Here is a 22,347-nt window from a genome sequence, read left to right as displayed (position 1 = left end):
CATGCCGATTTCACCGCGCGCCGCCCTCGATCTCTACAGCGTTGCCAGTATTCGCACACTCGAAAGCGCGGCCTTGGCGAGCGGCGCAGCACTGATGCCAGCCGCCGGCCAAGCCGCGGCCGACTTCGCTATCACCCTGCTCGGCCAGCCAGCCCGCAAGGTATTGCTGCTGGCCGGCCCTGGCAATAATGGTGGCGACGCGTGCGCTTGCGCCGCTATACTGGCGCAAGCGGGCTGGCAGGTCTCTCTGCTGCTGTATGCCGACGATGACTATGCCGCAGCCAAGAATGCGCGCCAAGCGCTGGCGCAAGCGCGCAGCACCGGCGCGACGATCGCTCGGCCCGAGCAACTCACTCAATTATTACAACAAGACTGGGACTTGATCATCGACGGCCTGTTCGGCATCGGCCTGGCACGCGCACTCAGTGGACCTTATCGCAGCTTGGTCGAGCACATCAATGCCCACACGGCGACACATCGACTACCACTGTTGGCACTCGATGTGCCAAGCGGACTTGATGCCGACAGCGGCTGCGTAATCAGCGACGACGCAGACGATACCGGTATCGCTATCCGCGCCGACCACACCCTCACATTCATCACCGACAAAGCTGGCTTGCATACGGCCGCTGGTAAAGATTATGCCGGACACGTCAGTCTGGCCGACCTGGCCGTCGCGCGTACTGATCAAGCGCACAGCGAGAGTGTATTGAATTGTCCACTGAGTTTTGATTTCGATTTACCAACGCGCCGGCACAACAGCCACAAGGGTAGTTACGGCGATGTCTTGATCATCGGTGGTAGCGTCGGCATGGTCGGTGCCGCTATCTTGGCGGCGCGCGCGGCGCTGTATGGCGGCGCTGGCCGAGTCATGCTCGGTCTGCCGGAAGGCGGCATCAGTTACGATCTGGCGTACCCGGAAATCATGTGCCGCGATCTGCGCAGCCATGTCTTCGGGCGTGAAATCGTGGTGATCGGCCCCGGCCTAGGCCAAACGCCGGCAGCGGCCGACTGGCTGACGCGCGCGCTCGAGTCTGACTGCCGCTTGGTCATCGATGCCGATGCCCTCAACCTGTTGGCCACCCAGGCGCCCTTGCAAGCTCGGCTACGCGCACGCCGCAGCGCGACGGTACTGACGCCGCATCCGCTTGAAGCGGCGCGCCTGTTACAGTGCAATGCCGCGGCTATCCAAGGCGCGCGCCTGCCCAGCGCCGCCAAATTAGCCGCCGACTGGCACTGCACGGTGGTACTCAAGGGGACCGGCAGCATCATTGCCAGTCCGAATACGCAACTGGCCATCAATACCACTGGCAACCCTGGTCTGGCCAGCGGTGGCAGCGGCGATGTCTTGGCCGGTCTGGTCGGTGCCCTGCTGGCGCAAGGCATGGATGGCGATGCGGCAGCGCGCTTGGCGGTTTGGCTGCATGGCGCAGCCGCTGATCAATTGGTCGCAGACGGTGACGGCCCCATAGGGCTGCATGCCGGCGAATTAGCGTCGGCGATACGCCGGCAACTCAATCTACTCGTCAGCGCCACACTCAATCGACCAAACTATTGATTTGCTCGGCAATGAGCTTTTCTTTTTCCTGGGCATCACAGGCAATCCCGGCACAGGCGATCGCTGCGGTCAGTTTTTCTATTTGCTCCTGCTGAGAAACCGCATGGTCGATCAGCTTATGCAGCACCTTGGAGATCGGATCATCACTGTTCTGCGTCACACCATAGGCTGAGAACAATTGCCCATTGCCGGCTTCGGCAGCCTGATCTTTTTTGACGATATGAGCAGGATTCCCAACTGCCGTGGCACCAGCCGGCACCGGTTTCACCACCACCGAATTCGAACCGATTTTCGCCCCAGCACCGATGGTGAAATTGCCGAGCACCTTGGCACCGGCACCGACGATGACGCCGGCTTCGAGTGTAGGATGGCGCTTGGCACCGCGCGACAGCGAAGTACCTCCGAGCGTGACCCCTTGGTAAATCGTACAATCATCGCCAACCTCGGCAGTCTCACCGATCACCACACCAAAACCATGATCGATGAATACCCGCCGACCGATGGTCGAGCCCGGATGAATTTCTATTCCGGTCAATACCCGTGCGATGTGCGAGATAAAGCGCCCCAACCATTTCCAACCGCGCCGCCAGCACCACTGCGCCCAGCCATGCATGACGATGGCTTGGAAGCCGGGATAACAGGTAATCACCTCCCAAGCATTGCGGGCGGCGGGATCTTTTTCTATGATGCTCGCGATATCTTCGCGGAAACGGCTGAACATGAGGACGGTATGAAGGGTTAACTGGCAGTGAGTGTAACGCAAACAAAAAAAATGCGCCGAAGCGCATTTTTTCCCGCGCCTGAAGATCAGATGGTTTTCGGCAAACGCTGACGACGCGCTTCGTACAAACACACACCGGAAGCTACCGAGACATTGAGACTCTCGACCGTACCGAACATCGGCACGCTGACCAAGACATCACAGGTTTCACGCGTCAAACGGCGCATGCCCTCGCCTTCGGAGCCCATGATGATGGCGCAACCACCACTCATGTCGACATCGTAGATGGTCTTGCTGTCGGCGTCGTCCGAGGTACCGACCAACAGAATGTCGCGCTCTTTCAATTCGCGCAAAGTGCGCGCCAAATTGGTGACAGTGATGTAAGGAACGGTTTCCGCCGCACCGCTGGCGACTTTAGCAGCAGTCGCATTCAAACCGACCGCACGATCTTTCGGTGCGATCACAGCATGCGCACCAACGCCGTCGGCTACCCGCAGGCAGGCACCGAGATTATGCGGATCAGTAATCCCATCGAGCACCAATAATAAGGGTGGACCATCGATCGCATCGAGCAATTCATCTAAATTGCGCGCCAATGACAATTCACCGGCCTTGGCAACCACACCTTGATGGCGACGGGTACCGACGATATTCGACAAGCGCTGGTCATCGGCGTGAATGATGCGTACACCGGCCGCCTTGGCATTGGCCAGCAAATCCTGCATGCGGCGGTCGTTGCGTTCGGCGTCGACATACAGCTCTTCCACTGAAGAGGCCTCGTGACGAATCCGCGAGGTCACGGCGTGGAAACCAAAAATCATTTTACTTTTCATAATACTCTTTTAAATTAACGTCTTTTCTTCACAGACTTACTGGCCGCATTGGCTGCCACTTTCTTGCCGCCACCGGCGGCCGCACCGTTTGACTTGCTCGCAGCAGCTTTGGCCGCAGGCGGTGCCGATTTCGGCTTATCCGCCGCCACAAAGGATTTTTTTCCAGTACGTGGTGCCGCTGCAGGCATTTTATTGAGCGGCGTGCCAGGCGTCGACTTCTTACCACCAGCGGGGGCACGACTGCCGACCGCTGCGACCCCAGCCATACTGAGGTCGATTTTGCGCGCATCCAGATCAACCCGGCTGATCTGCACCGTCACTTTATCGGTCAACTGATAGCGTTTGCCGGTACGTTCACCGCGCAATTCATGGCGCGCCTCATCGAACTGGAAGTAATCGGTGCCGAGCTCGGTGACGTGTACCAAGCCTTCGATATAAATTTCATCGAGTTGGACGAAAATACCGAACTGTGTGACCCCTGTAATCGTGCCGATGAATTCTTCGCCGATTTTATTTTTGATGAAATAACATTTGAGCCATGCTTCGACATCGCGCGAGGCTTCATCGGCACGCCGCTCATTGGCCGAACAATGGGTGCCGAGCGCATCCCAGATAGTGTTATCTTTTTCGACTTTCTTTTTACCAGAAGCTTTATCGAGCACCAACTGTTTGCGCGCTGCATTCGAGATCGTGGTGTTGAGCAAGCTGGCATCGATACCCTTGGGCTCGTAGACCTTGCCGAGCAAAATCGCTTTGATAGCGCGATGCGTGAGCAAATCGGGATAGCGTCGAATCGGGCTGGTGAAATGCGCATAGGCTTGATACGACAAGCCGAAATGACCGATATTATCCGGGCTATACACCGCTTGCTGCATAGAGCGCAACAACATCGTCTGCAGCAAAGGCGCATCGGCACGCCCCTTGATCTTGGTCATCAAGGCCGCATAATCGGAGGCACTCGGTTTATCGCCACCAGCCAGGTTAAGGCCAACCTGCTTGAGGAAATTGCGCACTTGCATCAGCTTTTCCTTGGTCGGGCCAGCATGAATACGGTAGGTACCGGGATGCTTGAAAGTTTCAAGCAAATTGGCGGCGCACACATTGGCGGCCAACATGCATTCTTCGATCAATTTATGCGCATCATTGCGCGTGCGTGGAATGATTTTTTCAATCTTTCCAGCCGCGTTGCAGACGATATAGGTTTCCGTGGTTTCAAAGTCGATCGCGCCGCGCACATGGCGCGCCTTGAGCAAGGCTTGAAACACTTCATACAGGTGCGACAGGTGCGGCACCAAAGCTTGATGCTTGGCCGCTTCCGGCCCCTTGGTGTTGCCCAACACGGCGGCCACTTCGGTATACGTAAAGCGCGCCGCCGAATGAATCACGGCCGGGTAAAACTGGTAAGCATGAATATCGCCGTCAGCGGTGATCACCATATCGCAAACCAAGGTCAAGCGATCGACATGCGGATTCAAGGAGCACAAGCCATTGGAGAGTTTCTCCGGCAGCATAGGGATGACGCGCCGCGGAAAATACACCGAGGTACTGCGCAACAGCGCATCGCCATCGAGGCCATCGTTCGGTGTCACATAATGACTGACATCGGCAATCGCCACCAAGAGGCGGTAGCCACGGGCGCGACCGATTTTCACCGGCTCGCAATACACCGCATCATCAAAATCGCGCGCATCTTCACCGTCGATGGTGACGAGCGGAATATCGCGCAAATCGACGCGTGCGGCCAAATCTTGTGGACGCACTTCGAGCGGCAGCTTGGCCGCGGCTTTTTGCGCCAAGTCGGAAAACACATGCGGCACACCGAATTTACGCACCGCAATTTCGATTTCCATCCCCGGATCATCGATCTCACCGAGAATTTCAACGATCTTGCCAACCGCTTGGGCGTAACGCGTCGGCTGCTCAGTCAGTTGCACACTCACAACCTGGCCAGCCTTGGCTTTACCGGGCGAACCGGCCAGTAAAATGTCCTGGGTCATGCGATTATCTTCGGGTGCAATCACCCAAACACCGTTTTCATGCAGCAGTCGGCCTATCACATGGGAATTGGCGCGCTCGAGGATTTCGATAATGCTGCCTTCGAGACGGCCGCGCTTGTCGGTACCGACCACGCGCGCCGTGACTACGTCGCCATGCAAAACCTTTTGCATTTCGCGCTCGGACAGATACAAATCGGCACTGCCGTCATCGGGTATCAGAAAGCCGTAACCATCGCGGTGGCTGCTGACTTTACCAGAAATGAAATGTTCGTGATTGGCCAAGGCATAGTTGCCTGTGTGATCAGGTTTGATCTGGCCATCTCTTTCCATCGCATTGAGCCTGCGTGTCAAGCCATCGAATTCCTCGGGTTTCACGCCGAGTCTATCTGCAAGTGCCGCAATATCCATCGTTTCCTGACTGGTACGCAGGACACCCAGGATTTCTTCACGGCTCGGAATGGGGTAGTTGTGCTTGTTCAAATGTCGTTGATTTCTAAAAAAGTGAGCTCAGGTCCCAAACAGAGACATACCCTGTAGTTTACCGGAGCGAGCGCCAATCACCTAACTATTCTTGAATAAGCTCAAGGCCAGTACTTGACATGACGGCCAAACGATTTATAATCTTGCTCTCCCGTTGCCCACGTGGCGGAATTGGTAGACGCGCATGGTTCAGGTCCATGTGCCGCAAGGTGTGGGGGTTCGAGTCCCTCCGTGGGCACCACCGTTTTGCGAAAGCCCGTTGATACCTCAACGGGCTTTTTTGTGTCCACTCCAATTTTGCACTAAGTGCAAGCTTAAAATCAATGTCTACAGCCAATTCAAAATAAATTTTTAATAATCACCCCTAATAGAGAGCACTTCCAGTATACTAGCGCCTTCCGTTGCCCACGTGGCGGAATTGGTAGACGCGCATGGTTCAGGTCCATGTGCCGCAAGGTGTGGGGGTTCGAGTCCCTCCGTGGGCACCACCGTTTTGCGAAAGCCCGTTGATACGTCAACGGGCTTTTTTGCATTTACGCCCCCCCCCCCTGCACTGCTCGCACCTTGACATCGGCCCCGTCCTAAAGAGGCTGTCGCAAAAGGGTATTGAGTCGGTATCATTACCCTAACTGGTGGCCACGTCATTCCTGCGCGCTTTTGGCAGGAACCCAGCGGCGTTCGTGGTTAACTGAAAATGCCAGAAATTGTGGCATTTTCAGTGTAAAAAACGACGCTGGGTTCCCGCCAAAAGCATGCGGGAATGACGAGGCTGTGGCATGCAGGAATGACGAGGTATGCGGTGTTTCAGGTTTAAAAAACGTCCATCAGGCTTTTGCGACAGCCTCTGAAGGCCGGGGTTTCAAACCCTAGTCAGATTTTTGATAAAAAAAAGAAGCCCGCAGGCTTCTTTTTCTCTTACGCTGTCGCGCCCTTCTTAAGCCAGGCATTCAACTGATGCGGCCGAATGCTGTCGTACTCTTCGAACGGTTGATGAATCCACGGATTGGTCGCCAGATAATCAAGATGATAATCGGGTGCCACCGAAGAACAGGCTTTATACCAGATCACGGCCGACTTGACTTCACTGACGGCGGGGAAATTTTCGCGCAAATGATGCAATACGCGCTCAAGCGTCACGCCGGAGTCGACCAAATCGTCCACCACCAGCACACGACCCGATAACACCCCCTTGGTCATGGAAATGTATTTGCCGATATCAAGCGCGCCTTGCACCGTACCGGCTTCTTGACGATATGAACTGGTCGACAGAATCGCCAGCGGCACATCAAAAATACGCGAGAAAATATCGCCGGGGCGCAGGCCGCCGCGTGCCAGACACAAGACTTGGTCGAATTGCCAGCCAGATTCATGTACCTTGAGCGCAAGCTCCTCAATGGCACGGTGATAGGCATCCCAAGAAACCCATAAATCTTTGTCGGTGGAAGCAGGTGTATTCATCTTTTTATTGCTCTTTCATTTGAATGGGTGGCGCAATACGATGGTTTCCTCGCGATCGGGACCGGTCGAGACCATGTCGATCGGTACGCCAACCAACTCTTCGATGCGCTGGATATAATTGCGCGCATTGAGGGGCAAAGCATCGAGAGACTTGGCACCGACCGTGGTTTCCGACCAACCTGGCATTTCTTCGTAAACGGCTTCGCACAGCGAGGCTTCTTCGGCGCCAACTGGGAAGATATCGACGTGCTTGCCATTGACCAGATAACCAGTGCACAGCTTGAGCGTTTCTATCCCATCCAAGACATCCAGCTTGGTCAGGCACATACCCGAGACACCGTTGATTTGCACCGAGCGCTTGAGCAAAGCCGCATCAAACCAACCGCAGCGGCGCGCGCGACCGGTGACAGTACCGAATTCGTGGCCGACGCTGGCCAAATGCTTGCCCACCCCTGCATCAGTCGGCAATTCCGACGGGAATGGACCCGAGCCAACACGCGTGGTGTAAGCCTTGGTGATGCCCAAAATGTAATGCAGCATGTTCGGACCAACACCGGACCCGGCCGAGGCATTACCAGCAACACAATTACTGGAAGTGACGAATGGATAGGTGCCGTGGTCGACGTCGAGCAAGCTACCTTGCGCGCCTTCGAACAACAGGCTGGCACCGCCTTTGTAAGCGGCATACAGGGCGCTAGAGACATCGGCCACCATAGGGCGGATGCGCGGCACCAGAGCGAGCGCGTCATCAAGCGTGGTTTGGAAATCGACCGCCGGTGCCTTGAGATAATTGGTCAGCACAAAATTGTGGTAATCAAGATTCTCTTTGAGCTTTTCGGCAAAACGTTCAGGATTGAGCAAATCGGCTACGCGAATGGCGCGGCGTGCGACTTTATCTTCATACGCTGGACCGATACCTTTCCCGGTGGTACCGATCTTGGCGGCACCGCGTGCTGCTTCGCGGGCAGCATCGAGAGCCGTGTGATACGGCAGAATGACCGGACAGGCTTCAGAAATTTTCAAGCGCGACACCACTTCGACGCCATTGGCTTGCAATTTATCAATTTCGCGCAGCAGATCGGGGACCGACAAGACCACGCCGTTACCGATATAACAAGCGGTACCGGCACGCATGATGCCCGAAGGGATCAGTTGCAAGGCAGTTTTCTGACCGCCGATGACGAGCGTATGACCGGCATTATGGCCGCCCTGAAAGCGCACCACGCCTTGGGCGTGATCGGTCAGCCAATCGACGATTTTGCCCTTGCCCTCATCGCCCCATTGCGTACCGATTACGACTACGTTTTTTGCTATTGTATTATTTGACATCACTCAGCCACCATTTGAAGAACCCATTGATCACCATCGAAAGCGACTGTTCTGTTGCAGTCGAATTCGTCTTGTTCGTTTTCGTGTCCGGGGAAGTTTTGAATCACCACTTCACCGGCACGACGTAATTCTGAAATTTTTTCCAGCAAGGCCGCATCGCGACTCCAAGGCGCGCGGATAGCATCGCGCCGCTCCGCCATCGGCATCAGCCGCGCCAATTCGCGCAGATCGAGCGAAAAGCCAGTAGCCGGACGCGCGCGCCCGAATGCTTCACCAACGTGATCATAGCGGCCACCACGCGCCACGGCATTCGGCAAGCCTGGCACAAACACACTGAACATCACGCCACTGTGATAATGATAGCCGCGCAAATCAGCCAAATCGATAGTTAATTGCGCTGGCCCGAGCAAGCCGGCCAAATAGCCGAGCTCATCGAGCGCTGCCGTCACCCCCGGCACCGTCGGCAAGCACAGGCGTGCACGCTCGAGGATGCTGACGTCACCATACAAACCCGGCAGTGCCAACAGCGCCGCTCGGACTGGCGCAGAAAAACTGCGGCTGATCAGCTCGATACCCGGCGTGTCCTTGGACTGCAGCAGAGAAAACAACTGATTTTCGCTAGTCTTAGCCAGTGGATCGAGTTCGAGAATAGCCCGCAGTACAGCGACATGACACAGATCGATGCGGACTTCAGAAATGCCGGCCAAGGCCAAACAAGCCAGCACCAACTCTTGAATTTCAGCATCGGCTTCCAAGCCGGCATGACCATAAATTTCAGCACCGATCTGTATCGGTTCGCGTGTCGCATGCAAGCCAGAAGATTTGGTATGCAATACATTACCGGCATAGCACAAACGTGTGACCGAATTACGGTTGAGCAGATGGGCGTCGATACGCGCGACTTGCGTCGTCATATCAGCGCGCAAGCCCATGGTGCGGCCGGAGACTTGGTCGACCAATTTAAAGGTGCGTAAATCCATGTCTTGGCCTGTACCGGTCAGCAGCGACTCGATATATTCCAACATCGGCGGCATCACCAACTCGTAACCATAGAGGCGGAAATGATCAAGAAAAACGCGGCGCAAATCTTCAATTTTGCGCGCTTCCGAAGGCAAAACGTCTGCAATATTTTCGGGTAAAAGCCAATTTGGCATGAAAGACAATCAAAAAAAATAAAAAATAAAACAAGCAAATTTGACAGCACTCATCCGGCAAACAGCGACCGACGCCAAAACTGGCGCAGATCGCTGTATTGCCGGATGCGATTTTTCAGATGACGATAAGGCGTCTGATTAACCCAGACCTTCCTTTATTTCGTTTTTACCGGTGCAGCACCACTGGCTGTGCCGGAATTCTTAAAATATTTAAAAAAGTCAGAACTCGGATCCACCACCACGATATCGCTCTTACTCTTGAAGCTGGCACGATATGCTTCAAGACTGCGATAAAAACGGTAGAACTCCAGGTTTTGACCAAATGCCTGAGCGTAAATCTGTGAAGCATTGGCGTCGCCGGCACCGCGCATCGCTTCCGATTCACGATAGGCCTCCGCCAAAATGACGATACGTTGGCGATCAGCATCGGCACGAATTTTCTCTGAATCCGCCGCACCTGTCGAGCGCAATTCATTGGCCACGCGCAAACGTTCAGCCTTCATGCGATCATAGACTGAATTGTTGATCTGTTCAACATAGTCGACGCGTTTTAGACGCACATCAATGATCGTTACCCCTATCTGCTTGGCTTCGTCGGCAACCTTGTTTTTGATCGCTTCCATCACCTTGCCGCGCTCACCCGAGATCACTTCACGCACGGTGCGCTTGGTAATTTCATCATTGAGAGCAGCCTTAATGATTTGCGCCAACCGGTCTTGCGCGCGCCGCTCATCACCACCGAAGCTGACATAATACAGTTTTGGCTCAGTGATTCTCCATTTAACATAGGAATCAACCAGAATATTTTTCTTTTCTGCGGTAATAAAACGATCGGCATCATCCGCGTCGATGGTCAAGATACGCTTGTCGAGAAACAGCACATTCTGAAACGGTGGCGGTAATTTAAAATGCAAACCGGGCTCACTGATGACGGCTTTGACTTCGCCGAAAGCAAACACGATGGCATGCGATTTTTGATCCACCACGAAGACGGTGGAATACGCGACCAGCAAGACTGCCAGCACGGTCGCAAAGAAGGAGATCAGCTTATTCATCAGCGCACCTCTCTATCACGGGAGTCACGGCTATCGCGGCTACGGCCATCTTTGGAATAGCGCATTTCGACAGTCGGGATGGGTTCACTTGGCGTCACCGGGGCGACGGCCGCAGCCGGTGCCTTGGCAGTACTGCCTTCAGCTTGCTGTATCATTTTATCGAGCGGCAGATACACCATATTGTTGGAAGATTTGGTATCCATCATGAGTTTGCTGGTACTGGAAAAAATTTGCTGCATGGTTTCGAGATACAAACGATCACGCGTCACCACCGGTGCTTTTTGGTATTCACTGAGCACTTGCTTGAAGCGCGAGGCATTCCCCTCGGCATTGGCAACCACGCGCGATTTATACCCTTCCGCTTCCTGCAGCATGCGTGAGGCTTCGCCACGCGCCTTTGGAATCACATCGTTGGCGTAGGCTTGGCCTTCATTTTTTTGGCGCTCTTTATCCTGACCGGCCTTCACCGCATCATCAAAAGCTGCCTGCACTTGTTCCGGCGGTTGCACACCCTGCATGGTGACGTTAGCGATTTGCACGCCCGATTTGTAGTGTGCCAGAATTTGCTGCATCAAGGCACCGACGTCGAGTGCGACTTTCTCACGCCCTTCGTAGAGCACAAAATCCATCTTACTTTTACCGACTACTTCGCGCACTGCTGTTTCGGCGACCTGACGAATCATCTCGTCTTGATCACGGTTGTTGAACAGCCAATCAGCGGCATTGCCGAGCTTGTATTGCACGGCGAATTGAATGTCGATGATATTTTCATCATCAGTCAACATCAGCGATTCGCGCGCTTGCTTGTTTTTCACATTCGAGCGATAACCGACTTCAACCGTGCGCACTTGCGAAACATTGACAATTTCGTGACTCTGTACTGGGTAAGGCCAACGCCAATTCATGCCCGAGCCGGCGACATGACTGTATTTACCAAAAGTGGTGATGACGGCGGTCTGCCCCTCTTGCACGATGAAGATCCCGCTGATCAACCAGACGACAAAAAACACCAGCGCAATCGCGCCGATGCCGATACGGGTGTTGGCTGGGTCAGGAGAAAAACCACCCCCTTCGCCACCTCCATTGCCGCTGCCCCCGCCTTTTTGGCCGAGAAAACGCGCCAAGCGCGCATTCAAGTCTTTCCAGACTTGCTCGAGATCAGGAGGTGTATCAGGCTTTTTCTTGCCATCCTGATTGTTATTCTGGGAGCCACGGCCCCACTGGGGGTCGTTGAGAGACAAGCTCAGACCGAGTCGTTTAAGAAGAGAACCTAGCATTCTTTTTGATATCCAATGAACAGCAGCTTACGCTACTGGAGGTTGAACCGTGCATCATCATAGTCAGGTGCGACCTGTTCGGGCGCCATTTCTGCAGCCTTGGCAATGGCAAAACCAGCGATAGCTTGACGCAACAAATCGAGCCCAGCCCCAGTTCTGGCGCTCAAAAAAACTCGATCAATTTTATCATACTCATCCAACAGGACTGCCGGCTCTAACATCGCCAAATCAATTTTATTGCACACCATTAATTGCGGAATATGATCGGCACCAATCTCTTTCAAGACATGGTTAACTTGCTCGATCTGATCCGCTCTCACAGGGCTATTTGCGTCCACTATATGTAAAAGCAAGTCTGCGTGGATGGTTTCCTCTAAAGTCGCTTTAAAAGCCGCCACCAATTGATGCGGCAAATCGCGAATAAACCCCACCGTATCAGAAATTACCACATTCCCAGCCTCGCCAAGGTAGAGCCGGCGCGAGGTGGTATCGAGGGTAGCAAATAACTGATCGGCCGCATACACGCCAGCCTTGGTAAGGGCATTGAATAAGGTGGATTTACCGGCATTGGTGTAGCCGACTAAAGAAACTGAAAAAGTTTTACTCCGGTCGCGCGACCGTCGTTGGGTTTCCCGTTGACGCTGCAACTTGGATAATTTCAACTTCAGCATTTTGACCCGCTCACCGATCAAGCGGCGATCGGTTTCGAGTTGCGTTTCACCCGGACCGCGCAAGCCGATACCACCCTTCTGTCGTTCCAGATGGGTCCAGCCGCGAATCAGACGCGTCGCCAGATGCTGCAATTGCGCCAACTCGACCTGAACCTTACCTTCATGGCTTTTCGCGCGCTGGGCAAAAATATCGAGAATCAGACTGGTACGATCAACCACCCGCACTTGCAAGTGACGTTCGAGATTACGCTGCTGAGCCGGCGACAAGGCGTGATTGACGATGACCAGATCGAGCGCTTCGTCAGCAACCAAGGCGGCAATTTCAGTCGCCTTGCCGGAGCCAACAAACAACGCCGCATCGGGACTGGCGCGTTTGCAGGTGACGGTGGCGAGCGGTTCGGCACCGGCAGATTGCGCCAACAAGGAAATTTCTTCCATGCTGGCAGCAAAATCACCTTTACCGAAGTCTACGCCGACCAAGGCGGCGCGCATGCTCAAAGACATGGATCCTGAAGAGAAAGAGCCAAGAAATTACTCTGCTTCAGGTTCAGCATTAATACTCACGGCGCGCGCCGGAACGACGGTCGAAATGGCATGCTTATAAACCATTTGTGTGACTGTATTTCTGAGCAAAACGACATATTGATCGAAAGATTCGATATGGCCTTGCAGTTTGATACCATTTACCAGGTAAATTGAAACCGGGATGTGTTCCTTGCGCAATGCGTTCAGAAACGGGTCTTGTAAAAGTTGCCCTTTATTACTCATAACAGCTCCATTGTGTTGTTGTGATCAAAGTTGGGGATACATTGAATAATTTCAAGCTTCCCAGAGTGATTACCAGACTCACTGTAATCTATTTTTACACAAATATAGCATTGAGCGCGCATTCTCATTATTTTTTGTTAATATTTAGAGACTAGCGTTCGCTGCTTATTTGGATTTATCAAACGGATTTTTACCCGAACGCATTTCAATTCTGAGCGGCGTACCGGTCAGAGAGAAAGTTTCGCGGAAATGTTTTTCCAAATACCGCTTGTACACATCGCCCACTGCCTCGAGCGCATTACCATGAATGACAATGATAGGTGGATTTTGTCCGCCTTGATGGGCATAGCGTAATTTAGGACGTATCGATCCCTTGCGCTTAGGCTGTTGATGCTCAACCGCTTCGATCAGCGCACGCGTCAGTTTCGGCGTCGACAAATTCGCCATCGCTGCCTCGTAGGCGGAATCGATGGACTTCATCAATGGTGCCAAACCGGTCGATTTGAGTGCAGAAATAAAATGGAATTTAGCGAAAGTCAGGAAGTTAAGCTTGCGTTCGATATCAAATTTAATTTCATCGCGGCGTTCGCTTTGCAAACCGTCCCACTTGTTCACACCAACCACCAGCGCACGCCCGGACTCGAGAATAAAGCCGGCGATATGCGCATCTTGCTCAGAAATATCTTGCTGCGCATCTAACAGCAACAGCACCACATTCGCCTCTGAGACCGATTGCAGGGTCTTGACGACCGAGAATTTCTCTATCGCCTCAAATACTTTACCGCGCCGGCGAATACCAGCGGTATCGATGAGCGAATAGTGCTTACCATCGCGCTCAAATGGAATTTCTATCGAATCGCGCGTGGTACCAGGCATATCGAAGGCAATCACACGCTCTTCGCCGAGCAAGGTATTGACCAAGGTCGATTTGCCGACGTTCGGACGACCGACGATAGCGATACGGATGCCACGGACGGCACTTTCCGGCTCTTCCACTTCGGGCGGACGCTGCGCAAAGGCGATGTCGAGCGCTTCTTCGACCAGATCGGTAACACCATCGCCATGGGCGGAGGAAATCACGTAAGGATCGCCGAGACCAAGCTCGTAAAAGTCGGCGGTCACATTCGAATACCGCATGCCTTCAGCTTTATTGACGACTAACATCACCGAACGGCCTGATTTACGCAGGAAATCGGTGATGGTTTTATCATGCGGCGTCAAGCCTTGGCGACCGTCGACGATGAAGATAACGACATCGGCTTCGGCTACGGCTTGCTTGGTTTGTTTTGCCATTTCATGCAAAATGCCGTCCTTGGCGACGGGTTCAAAACCACCCGTATCAATGACTAAGAACGGGCGTTCTCCAACGCGGCCTTCACCGTAATGGCGATCACGAGTCAGACCGGGAAGATCTGCCACAAGTGCGTCGCGTGAACGGGTAAGCCGATTGAACAGCGTGGATTTGCCGACATTTGGTCGGCCTATAAGTGCGATAACCGGCTTCATTTGTATTACTCGGTCGCGAAGGCAACCACAGATCCTGATTTTGTTTGAACAATCAGATTCGAACCTTGCACCTGCGGCGCGGTCAAAATCTGACTACCATCGGTCGCCAAGCGAGCGATGAAAGAACCATCTTCTCTGGAGAGAAAATGAACGTAACCTGCATAGTCGCCCACTGCTACCGAGCGACCAAAGGATATCGGTGCCGACAAGCGGCGATTGAGCAGCTTGTCATTGCGCCAAACACTGGCACCACCATCGCGCGCATAGGCGGCGACTACACCGCCGGCATCGGCGGCAAACACAAAGCGTTCATCGGCACCAACGCCGACTTCGCTCGAGGTATTCTTGACCCAGCGCGGCGTACCGGTGGCGATATCAAAACAACCGACTCGGCCCTGGTACGCAGTCGCGCAGACATCTCGGCCGACCAGCACAGGCACACCGGAGACATCGGCGACACGCTCGAGTTCGGTATTCCCTTTCGGCTCACCGACCACAGCTTCCCAGCGCAAAGCACCATTTTTCAGGGCAACGGCAATCATATGACCACCCGGCAAAGCCACCAGCACTTGATCGCCAACGATCAGCAAACCTGGCACTGCGCGCAGCACCAAAGGCGGCAGCGGCCGTTCGAGCGACCATTTTTTGTTACCAGTGACAGCATCATAGGCACTGATGCGATTATCATTACTACGCACCAACACGAAGCCGGCACCCACTACGGGGGTGGAGAGGATTTCTGATGATTCTTGGACTTTCCAAAGCGCCTTACCGGTATTATCAAAGGCCAATAAAAAACCTTTTTCGGCCGCTACCGCCAACATCGATTCATCGGCACCTACACCGGCGGTCAACTTGACGCCGGCATTGATGCGCCAATCGGTACGTCCGGAGGCGTCAAGCTTGACCACGGTACCATCATTGGCTGCAGCATAAATCTTACTGCCATCAACCGCAGGCGCAAATGTATAGCTGCCGGCCGCCCCGACCGCAATCGTCCACAGCGCCCGAGCATTGAGCGTGGACTTGAACTCAGTCAGCACAGCGGCCTGTTTTTTCGGATCGACTTTAGAAGCAAAGGGATTCCAAGAAGAACAACCAGCCATCACACAACAGACTGAGAGTGCGATCAGTTTGACGGAAAAACGCATAGAAGTCACTCCTGTTATTTATTTCACTGCCACGGCAGCAGCGCCGATGGCATCGAGTTTAACTTGTACCAGCGAACGTGCCGGGCTTTTCTCAGTCATTTTATCGTGAGCAGCTTGATACGCCTTGCGCGCTTCATCAATCTTGCCCAAGCCAACATACAAATCACCTTGACGATCGGCGACGTCGGCTTGCAATTGCAGCGGAAATTCGCCGCTCAACTGCTTCAAACCTTCATCGTAAGCTTTTTCATCGAGCGCGATGGCGGCCAAACGCAATTTCGCCAGCGCCTTGTAATCATCGGCTTTACTGCTGCTGACCACCCATTGCAATTGTTGCTTGGCTACTTTCAGGTCACCGGCTTCGAATGCACTCTTGGCCGCAGTCAGCGCAGCCATCGATGCATACGAAGTGGCGCTGAATTTTTCTTTCAAATCGTTGGCAGCACGCTGAACCTTCGTGTCATCCTTGCCGCTCACTGCTTGCTGCAGTGATTCGTAGAGCTGCGAAGCTTGCCCGGACTGGTCGCCTTGATACTTACTCCACTGCATCCAAGCAGCATAGCCGCCTAAAGCGAGAATCAACACCCAAGTGATGAGGTTGCCGTACTGTTTCCAAGCTGCCTTTATCGTTGCCAGCTGTTCTTGCTCTTCGTGATCGTATGCCATGATGTCAGAATGTATTAATGGTGAATATGAATATGAGTCGGGTCGTCGCAACATGCGGCATCCGTACCGCCGCCAGCGATTTGATCAACCAGATAGTCGACCACCGTTTCAAAAGGAACGCCAACTTGATTATTCTCTTGCTCGCCGGAACGCATAGTTTTGATCGTCGCCGCTTGCTTGGCGAGTTCATCGTCGCCGATGATGACCGCATAAGCCGCGCCACTGGCATCGGCTTTTTTCATTTGCGCCTTGAAGTTACCAGTCCCGGTCGCGGTTGCGCAATGTAACACAACATCGAGTCCGGCATCACGTAAACGTTCACCGATGATAGTTGCCTGCATCTGTGCAGCTGCTCCCTGATGCACCAAATAGACATCGCACAAAGCCGGATCACTGGTCTCACCCAAGCTTTTCATGAGCTCGATGATACGTTCTATGCCCATGCCGAAGCCACAGGCCGGAGTTGCTTTGCCACCGAAAGTGGTGAACAAGGTGTCATACCGACCACCGGCACAGATGGTTCCTTGCGAACCGAGTTCATCAGTCACCCATTCGAATACGGTGCGATTATAATAATCGAGCCCGCGTACCAGACGTGGATTGATGACGAAGGGAATGCTGTTGGTGCGTAAAATATCCTGCACGCCTTCGAAATGCGCCAAGGAGTCGGCACCAAGGTAATCGAGCAGCTTAGGCGCGCCATTGACGAGCTCTTGCATGGCCGGATTTTTCGTATCAAGAATACGCAAAGGATTGGTTTGCAAACGACGCAGCGCCTCGGCATCGAGCAATTCGCTGTGCTGCTCGAAATACGCGATCAGCGCCGTGCGATGCACACTGCGTTCCGCCGCGTCACCGATGGAATTAAGTTCCAGGCGTACATTTTGCAAGCCCAAGTCATCCCACAGACGCTGACACAACATGATCAGTTCCGCATCGATATCAGGCCCGGAAAAGCCCAGTGCTTCGGCACCGACTTGATGGAACTGGCGATAGCGACCGCGTTGCGGACGTTCGTGACGAAACATCGGGCCGGTGTACCACAGGCGTTTCGGACCGTCATATACTAAATTATGCTCAATGGCTGCGCGCACCACGCCGGCCGTACCTTCCGGTCGCAGCGTCAGACGATCGCCATTCATCGCATCTTCAAACGAATACATTTCTTTTTCGACGATGTCCGTGACTTCGCCGATACCGCGGGCATACAATGCCGTAGCTTCGAGAATAGGCGTGCGTACCTGTTGAAAGCCATAGCTTTTCAAGACAGACTGCACGGTATTTTCAAATAATTCCCACAGCGGCGCATCACCGGGAAGAAGATCATTCATCCCTTTGACGCCCGCTATTTTTTCAATTTTTTTGTTTTCCGACATGCTTACCTTGATTGAATTATTTACTCACTCGCGACCGCGGTCGCGCTGGCGTATTTTTTTGCGACATAGTCGAGCACAATGGCTTGAAACTCGGTGGCGATATGATCGCCGCGCAAAGTCAGCGCTTTCACACCGTCGATGAATACCGGCGCTGCCGGCGATTCACCGGTACCGGGCAAGCTGATGCCGATATTGGCATGTTTGGATTCGCCCGGGCCATTGACGATGCAACCCATGACGGCGACATTCATTTCTTCGACACCGGGATAACGCTTCTTCCACAGTGGCATTTGCTCGCGCAAGAAAGTTTGTATATCGTCGGCCAATTCTTGAAACACCGTCGAGGTGGTGCGACCACAACCAGGACAAGCAATCACCATAGGAGTGAACTTACGCAAGCCCATGGTTTGCAAAATTTCTTGTGCCACGATCACTTCGCGGCAGCGATCGCCACCGGGCTCGGGGGTGAGCGAAACACGAATGGTATCGGCGATCCCTTCTTGCATCAAAATCGCCAAGGCCGCTGTTGAGGCGACGATGCCCTTACTCCCCATGCCGGCTTCAGTCAAACCGAGATGCAAGGGATAGTCACAACGCGCCGCTAACTCACGGTACACCGCGATGAGATCCTGCACGCCCGACACCTTGCAAGACAAAATAATTTTATCGGCACCGAGACCCAACTCTTCGGCACGCTGCGCATTCTCGATGGCTGAGGTGATCAACGCTTGATACATCACCGCTTGTACCCGCCATGGCGTCGAACGCTGCGCATTTTCATCCATAATACGCGCCAACAAAGCCTGGTCGAGACTACCCCAATTGACACCGATCCGTACCGGCTTATCGTAGCGACAAGCGATCTCTATCATTTGTGCGAATTGAGTATCGCGCTTGGCACCTTGCCCGACATTACCAGGATTGATACGGTACTTCGACAAAGCTTGTGCGCAGTCTGGAAAATCGCTCAGCAGCGTATGGCCGTTGTAATGGAAGTCACCGATCAGCGGCACATCGACGCCCATTTTATCGAGCTGCGCGCGAATTTCCGGCACCGCCGCGGCCGCCTCGGCGTTATTGACCGTGATGCGCACGAGTTCCGAGCCGGCGCGTGCGAGTTCCTTGATCTGGATCGCACTGCCGATGACATCGGCGGTATCGGTATTGGTCATCGATTGCACCACGACCGGGGCCGAGCCACCGATAATGACGTGGCGCTCACCATAGCTGACTGTGGCAGCGCGACGCACTCGGCGCGGTGCCGGGCCAGATCCTATTTCAGTTAAAAAATCTTGCATACTCATTTTACACTTTTCACACTTATTTCAGACTCAGATTGACCGTATTGACGCCAACAGGAGGTGTCATTTCCAACACACTCCCGCGCAACCACGCATCAACGCCACTGGCATTCCCCAAGCGTAACTGCACGGGTTCGCGCAAATCAAAAAATTCTTCGGTACCGGCTTTAGCCAAATGCGAGGTCAAAATCTGACCCGATTCTTTTTTTACCTGAACCCAAGAATCTTGCCGAAATTTTAAGCGCAACTGATTTTTTTGCTGCGCCGTGGCGACAACACCAGCCAGCGCTGCATTCGAGCTTGGCGCAGCCTGCACTGCCGAGACCGGCGCAGCCGGCAACACCGGAGCAGGTGCGGCGACTGTCGCGCTGACCGCGGCTGGGGCCGATGCCGGGGTCGGCGCTGCAACCGTCGAGGACGGGTTAGTCTGCGCCGCTGGCAACGAGGAAGCCAAGGGCACATTGAGCCCCATACCCGGTGTGCTTGGTGCCGTCTCGCTGGCAGCCACACTATTTTCATGCGGCGCACTGCCTTCCTCTACAGCAACCGACGCCGCGGTTTCGCTCGGCGTCAGCCAGCGCTGAAAGTACCCCGATTGCTCAAGCTTTTGAGCCAGTAAAAATACCAGCACGGCCGCCGCCAACATCGCTGCACCATACAAATAGCGCCGATTCGTGGCATCTGAGCGACCCAGAAAAGGCGAACGCGATTCCATAAAGGGGGTAGCCAAAGTCGGCCGCAAATCAGTTACAAAAGCACCGCTACTGCTTTCAGCTGGCAGCAGGGCAATTACTGGTGCGGCATCGATTTTCAGCAGCTTAGCGTAAGAACGCATGAAGCCACGCACGATCACCATATTCGGCAAAAGCGGAAAATCATTCGTTTCAATCGCGATAATTTGCCGCGGCGAGAGCTTCAATTGATCTGCCACTTGCTCGACTGTCCAAGCGCCAGCGACACGCGCCGCCAGCAGCATAGCACCAGCCGAAGCGGCCACTGCCGCTGGGTTGACCGCAGTACCATCACTGTCTGGCAACTGCGACTCAGATGGAGTATTTACGCCTACCTCACTCATCAAAAGATCCTCTTTGCAATAAACCGAATTCACGGGAATTAGGGAAGCGACGACGCAACTGCGTAATCAAGCTATTGATGATCGCCTCATCACCGAGTTTTTTCTCAATTCTGATCGCCAACCACAAGACATCAACCGTCATGACATCGAGCTTAAGCACGCGGTTGATATAAAAACGCGCCTGCGAAAAATCACCGCGATCAAAAAAAACCCTGGCCAAGTTGGCATTGAGGCCGGGGTTCGAGGGGTCGATCCTGAACCCCTGCATGAAATACGCTTCAGCAGCACGCGCATCTTTGATGCGCAGACTGCATAAACCGGCATTATTGTAAGCCTTGGCCGGAGTAGGATAAGCACTGTCGTGCAAAGCTCGCTCCAGCAAAACCAAGCCTTGTTTTTCCCTGTCATTCTGACACAAAAACCAGCCATAATTATTGGCGATTTCAAGATCATTGGGGGCCAACTTCATTGCATACAAGAAATTTTCTTCAGCCAGCTTCTTTTCACCCATTTCCATGAAGATCAGGGCGCGGATCGCATAGGCGTCGAGCAAATCGGGCGAGATCAGCAAAGCTTGGCGAATTTCTTCCAAGGCAACTTTATTCTGACCTTGCTGATAATAACCGACTGCCAATTGAATCCGAATCGCCGCACGCCTTTGTACGTCTTGCTTTTCGATTGAGGCATTCGGGGTTTCATGCGGCGCATCGAGACCACGATTCACACAACCAGCCAGCACCAACATCAAGGAAATGAGCAAAGCTCTTTCAAAACGCCAGTCCGAGCCGAAAATTTTCACTGAGTAATCTCCACAATTTTGCCGAAATTTTCACCGAATTTCTTTTGATATTCGGCCATTTTCTGCATTCTTTCCTGTACCCGCGTACGATCCTTGACTTCGCCGGCCAACTGACCACAGGCCGCATCAATATCGTCGCCGCGCGTTTTACGCGTGGTGGTGATGATACCGGCGTCCATCAAGACTTTGGCAAAGGCTTTGATGCGCGGATTGTCAGAACGCTTCAAACCTGATTCCGGAAACGGATTAAAGGGGATCAGATTGAATTTGCACGGCACCGTTTTCACCAAGGCAATCAATTCACGCGCATGCTCATCGCTGTCATTGACGCCATCGAGCATGCAATATTCAAAGGTAATAAAGTCGCGCGGCGCAAATTCGAGATAGCGCTTGCAGGCGGCCATCAAATCTTGCAGCGGATGCTTTTTATTCAAGGGTATCAAACTATCGCGCAAGGCATCATTGGAAGCATGCAAGGACACCGCCAAGGCGACCGGACATTCTTGCGACAACTTATCCATCATCGGCACCACTCCGCTGGTCGAGAGGGTGACGCGACGGCGCGACAAGCCATAAGCGTTATCATCGAGCATCAGGCGCAGCGCGGTCACCGTCGGGGCAAAATTGAGCAAGGGTTCACCCATGCCCATCATGACCACATTCGTGATCTGCCGCTCACCCTTAGGACCAGGCACAATGCCTTTAGTACGACGCAATTCGAATTCTGCCATCCACAATTGACCAATAATTTCAGCAACAGTCAGATTGCGATTAAACCCTTGTTTGCCGGTAGAACAAAAACGGCAATTCACGGCGCAGCCGGCCTGCGTAGAGATGCACAGGGTGCCACGATTTTCTTCAGGAATGAAGACCGTTTCGACCGCATTCCCCTGACCGACATCGACCAGCCATTTGCGGGTGCCATCAAGGGAAGTGTGATCACTGACAATGGCGGGCGCGACAATTTCAGCCCGACCGGAGAGTTTTTCGCGCAAAGACTTGGCGAGATCAGTCATCTCGTCAAAGCGACTCGCGCCGAATTGATGTATCCAGCGTTGCAATTGCTTGGCACGAAACGGCTTCTCACCCAATTCGCCACAATAAGCAACGAGTTGCGCAGGATCTAGATCCAATAAATTTATGAGTGCCGTCATGTGTTTCTTTCTTACACC

At 53.6% G+C, this 22,347-nt stretch carries 19 protein-coding genes and 2 tRNA genes; 3 read left to right on the top strand and 18 right to left on the bottom strand.

What is annotated here, in order from left to right:
- Position 1 precedes the first annotated feature (1 nt).
- Positions 2-1,558, top strand: coding sequence for an NAD(P)H-hydrate dehydratase (locus tag RHM61_RS14945; protein WP_322248091.1), 1,557 nt, complete (start codon positions 2-4; stop codon positions 1,556-1,558).
- Here the strand turns inward: RHM61_RS14945 and cysE are convergent.
- The 3 genes from cysE to rnr all read right to left on the bottom strand — a co-directional run bounded on the left by cysE (position 1,539) and on the right by rnr (position 5,517).
- Positions 1,539-2,279 (bottom strand): serine O-acetyltransferase, encoded by a 741-nt coding sequence (cysE, locus tag RHM61_RS14940; RefSeq protein ID WP_322248090.1) that lies wholly within the window; start codon positions 2,277-2,279, stop codon positions 1,539-1,541. The genes RHM61_RS14945 and cysE overlap by 20 nt on opposite strands.
- 86 nt (positions 2,280-2,365) lie before the next feature.
- The gene (rlmB, locus tag RHM61_RS14935) at positions 2,366-3,112 is read right to left on the bottom strand and encodes a 23S rRNA (guanosine(2251)-2'-O)-methyltransferase RlmB (protein WP_322248089.1); all 747 of its coding nucleotides are present in this window, start codon (positions 3,110-3,112) and stop codon (positions 2,366-2,368) included.
- A gap of 14 nt (positions 3,113-3,126) precedes the next feature.
- Positions 3,127-5,517, bottom strand: a complete 2,391-nt coding sequence (gene rnr / locus RHM61_RS14930; RefSeq protein WP_416200184.1) for a ribonuclease R — start codon at positions 5,515-5,517, stop codon at positions 3,127-3,129.
- Between the two features lie 228 nt (positions 5,518-5,745).
- Here rnr and RHM61_RS14925 point away from each other — a divergent pair.
- A tRNA-Leu gene (locus RHM61_RS14925) sits at positions 5,746-5,830 on the top strand.
- A 162-nt stretch (positions 5,831-5,992) separates the two neighbouring features.
- A tRNA-Leu gene (locus RHM61_RS14920) sits at positions 5,993-6,077 on the top strand.
- A gap of 427 nt (positions 6,078-6,504) precedes the next feature.
- Here RHM61_RS14920 and RHM61_RS14915 read toward each other — a convergent pair.
- From RHM61_RS14915 to rlmN, 15 genes are all read right to left on the bottom strand, one after another.
- Positions 6,505-7,047 (bottom strand): phosphoribosyltransferase, encoded by a 543-nt coding sequence (locus tag RHM61_RS14915; RefSeq protein WP_322248087.1) that lies wholly within the window; start codon positions 7,045-7,047, stop codon positions 6,505-6,507.
- A gap of 15 nt (positions 7,048-7,062) precedes the next feature.
- On the bottom strand, positions 7,063-8,376 hold the full coding sequence (locus RHM61_RS14910; protein WP_322248086.1) for an adenylosuccinate synthase: 1,314 nt from the start codon (positions 8,374-8,376) through the stop codon (positions 7,063-7,065).
- Positions 8,376-9,530 (bottom strand): ATP phosphoribosyltransferase regulatory subunit, encoded by a 1,155-nt coding sequence (locus RHM61_RS14905; protein ID WP_322248085.1) that lies wholly within the window; start codon positions 9,528-9,530, stop codon positions 8,376-8,378. Before RHM61_RS14905 ends, RHM61_RS14910 begins: the two co-directional genes overlap by 1 nt.
- A gap of 155 nt (positions 9,531-9,685) precedes the next feature.
- Entirely contained in the window at positions 9,686-10,585 is a 900-nt protein-coding gene (hflC, locus tag RHM61_RS14900; RefSeq protein ID WP_322248084.1) for a protease modulator HflC, read from the bottom strand.
- The gene (gene hflK, locus RHM61_RS14895) at positions 10,585-11,862 is read right to left on the bottom strand and encodes an FtsH protease activity modulator HflK (RefSeq protein WP_322248083.1); all 1,278 of its coding nucleotides are present in this window, start codon (positions 11,860-11,862) and stop codon (positions 10,585-10,587) included. Before hflK ends, hflC begins: the two co-directional genes overlap by 1 nt.
- A 32-nt stretch (positions 11,863-11,894) precedes the next feature.
- Positions 11,895-13,025, bottom strand: coding sequence for a GTPase HflX (hflX, locus tag RHM61_RS14890; RefSeq protein WP_322251110.1), 1,131 nt, complete (start codon positions 13,023-13,025; stop codon positions 11,895-11,897).
- 39 nt (positions 13,026-13,064) lie between these two features.
- Positions 13,065-13,301: an RNA chaperone Hfq gene (hfq, locus tag RHM61_RS14885; protein ID WP_322248081.1), complete on the bottom strand. Its 237-nt coding sequence runs from the start codon at positions 13,299-13,301 to the stop codon at positions 13,065-13,067.
- A gap of 165 nt (positions 13,302-13,466) precedes the next feature.
- Positions 13,467-14,807, bottom strand: coding sequence for a ribosome biogenesis GTPase Der (der, locus tag RHM61_RS14880; protein WP_322248080.1), 1,341 nt, complete (start codon positions 14,805-14,807; stop codon positions 13,467-13,469).
- Positions 14,808-14,812: 5 nt separating this feature from the next.
- Positions 14,813-15,958 carry an outer membrane protein assembly factor BamB gene (gene bamB, locus RHM61_RS14875; RefSeq protein WP_322248079.1) on the bottom strand — a complete coding sequence of 382 codons (1,146 nt, stop codon included), beginning with the start codon at positions 15,956-15,958 and terminating at the stop codon, positions 14,813-14,815.
- Positions 15,959-15,976: 18 nt separating this feature from the next.
- Positions 15,977-16,624, bottom strand: coding sequence for a tetratricopeptide repeat protein (locus RHM61_RS14870; RefSeq protein WP_322248078.1), 648 nt, complete (start codon positions 16,622-16,624; stop codon positions 15,977-15,979).
- A 14-nt stretch (positions 16,625-16,638) separates the two neighbouring features.
- Positions 16,639-18,000, bottom strand: a complete 1,362-nt coding sequence (gene hisS, locus RHM61_RS14865; RefSeq protein WP_322248077.1) for a histidine--tRNA ligase — start codon at positions 17,998-18,000, stop codon at positions 16,639-16,641.
- Positions 18,001-18,020: 20 nt separating this feature from the next.
- The gene (gene ispG / locus RHM61_RS14860) at positions 18,021-19,298 is read right to left on the bottom strand and encodes a flavodoxin-dependent (E)-4-hydroxy-3-methylbut-2-enyl-diphosphate synthase (protein WP_322248076.1); all 1,278 of its coding nucleotides are present in this window, start codon (positions 19,296-19,298) and stop codon (positions 18,021-18,023) included.
- A gap of 22 nt (positions 19,299-19,320) precedes the next feature.
- Positions 19,321-20,376, bottom strand: a complete 1,056-nt coding sequence (locus RHM61_RS14855) for a RodZ domain-containing protein (RefSeq protein WP_322248075.1) — start codon at positions 20,374-20,376, stop codon at positions 19,321-19,323.
- Positions 20,369-21,175: a type IV pilus biogenesis/stability protein PilW gene (gene pilW, locus RHM61_RS14850; RefSeq protein WP_322248074.1), complete on the bottom strand. Its 807-nt coding sequence runs from the start codon at positions 21,173-21,175 to the stop codon at positions 20,369-20,371. The genes RHM61_RS14855 and pilW overlap by 8 nt, the downstream gene beginning before the upstream one ends.
- A complete protein-coding gene (rlmN, locus tag RHM61_RS14845) occupies positions 21,172-22,329 on the bottom strand; it encodes a 23S rRNA (adenine(2503)-C(2))-methyltransferase RlmN (RefSeq protein ID WP_322248073.1) in 1,158 nt (385 codons plus the stop codon). Before rlmN ends, pilW begins: the two co-directional genes overlap by 4 nt.
- Positions 22,330-22,347: the final 18 nt, after the last annotated feature.

Source organism: Undibacterium sp. CCC3.4 (assembly GCF_034347425.1).
Classification (GTDB): domain Bacteria; phylum Pseudomonadota; class Gammaproteobacteria; order Burkholderiales; family Burkholderiaceae_D; genus Undibacterium.
This window is presented reverse-complemented; position numbering and strand designations above follow the sequence as displayed.

What these genes read in the sequence shown, in the direction of transcription:
- RHM61_RS14945 (WP_322248091.1), top strand. Translation starts at nt 2, where the DNA reads ATGCCGATTTCACCGCGCGCCGCCCTCGATCTCTACAGCGTTGCCAGT.
- cysE (WP_322248090.1), bottom strand. Translation starts at nt 2,279, where the DNA reads ATGTTCAGCCGTTTCCGCGAAGATATCGCGAGCATCATAGAAAAAGAT.
- rlmB (WP_322248089.1), bottom strand. Translation starts at nt 3,112, where the DNA reads ATGAAAAGTAAAATGATTTTTGGTTTCCACGCCGTGACCTCGCGGATT.
- rnr (WP_416200184.1), bottom strand. Translation starts at nt 5,517, where the DNA reads ATGGATATTGCGGCACTTGCAGATAGACTCGGCGTGAAACCCGAGGAA.
- RHM61_RS14915 (WP_322248087.1), bottom strand. Translation starts at nt 7,047, where the DNA reads ATGAATACACCTGCTTCCACCGACAAAGATTTATGGGTTTCTTGGGAT.
- RHM61_RS14910 (WP_322248086.1), bottom strand. Translation starts at nt 8,376, where the DNA reads ATGTCAAATAATACAATAGCAAAAAACGTAGTCGTAATCGGTACGCAA.
- RHM61_RS14905 (WP_322248085.1), bottom strand. Translation starts at nt 9,530, where the DNA reads ATGCCAAATTGGCTTTTACCCGAAAATATTGCAGACGTTTTGCCTTCG.
- hflC (WP_322248084.1), bottom strand. Translation starts at nt 10,585, where the DNA reads ATGAATAAGCTGATCTCCTTCTTTGCGACCGTGCTGGCAGTCTTGCTG.
- hflK (WP_322248083.1), bottom strand. Translation starts at nt 11,862, where the DNA reads ATGCTAGGTTCTCTTCTTAAACGACTCGGTCTGAGCTTGTCTCTCAAC.
- hflX (WP_322251110.1), bottom strand. Translation starts at nt 13,025, where the DNA reads ATGCGCGCCGCCTTGGTCGGCGTAGACTTCGGTAAAGGTGATTTTGCT.
- hfq (WP_322248081.1), bottom strand. Translation starts at nt 13,301, where the DNA reads ATGAGTAATAAAGGGCAACTTTTACAAGACCCGTTTCTGAACGCATTG.
- der (WP_322248080.1), bottom strand. Translation starts at nt 14,807, where the DNA reads ATGAAGCCGGTTATCGCACTTATAGGCCGACCAAATGTCGGCAAATCC.
- bamB (WP_322248079.1), bottom strand. Translation starts at nt 15,958, where the DNA reads ATGCGTTTTTCCGTCAAACTGATCGCACTCTCAGTCTGTTGTGTGATG.
- RHM61_RS14870 (WP_322248078.1), bottom strand. Translation starts at nt 16,624, where the DNA reads ATGGCATACGATCACGAAGAGCAAGAACAGCTGGCAACGATAAAGGCA.
- hisS (WP_322248077.1), bottom strand. Translation starts at nt 18,000, where the DNA reads ATGTCGGAAAACAAAAAAATTGAAAAAATAGCGGGCGTCAAAGGGATG.
- ispG (WP_322248076.1), bottom strand. Translation starts at nt 19,298, where the DNA reads ATGCAAGATTTTTTAACTGAAATAGGATCTGGCCCGGCACCGCGCCGA.
- RHM61_RS14855 (WP_322248075.1), bottom strand. Translation starts at nt 20,376, where the DNA reads ATGAGTGAGGTAGGCGTAAATACTCCATCTGAGTCGCAGTTGCCAGAC.
- rlmN (WP_322248073.1), bottom strand. Translation starts at nt 22,329, where the DNA reads ATGACGGCACTCATAAATTTATTGGATCTAGATCCTGCGCAACTCGTT.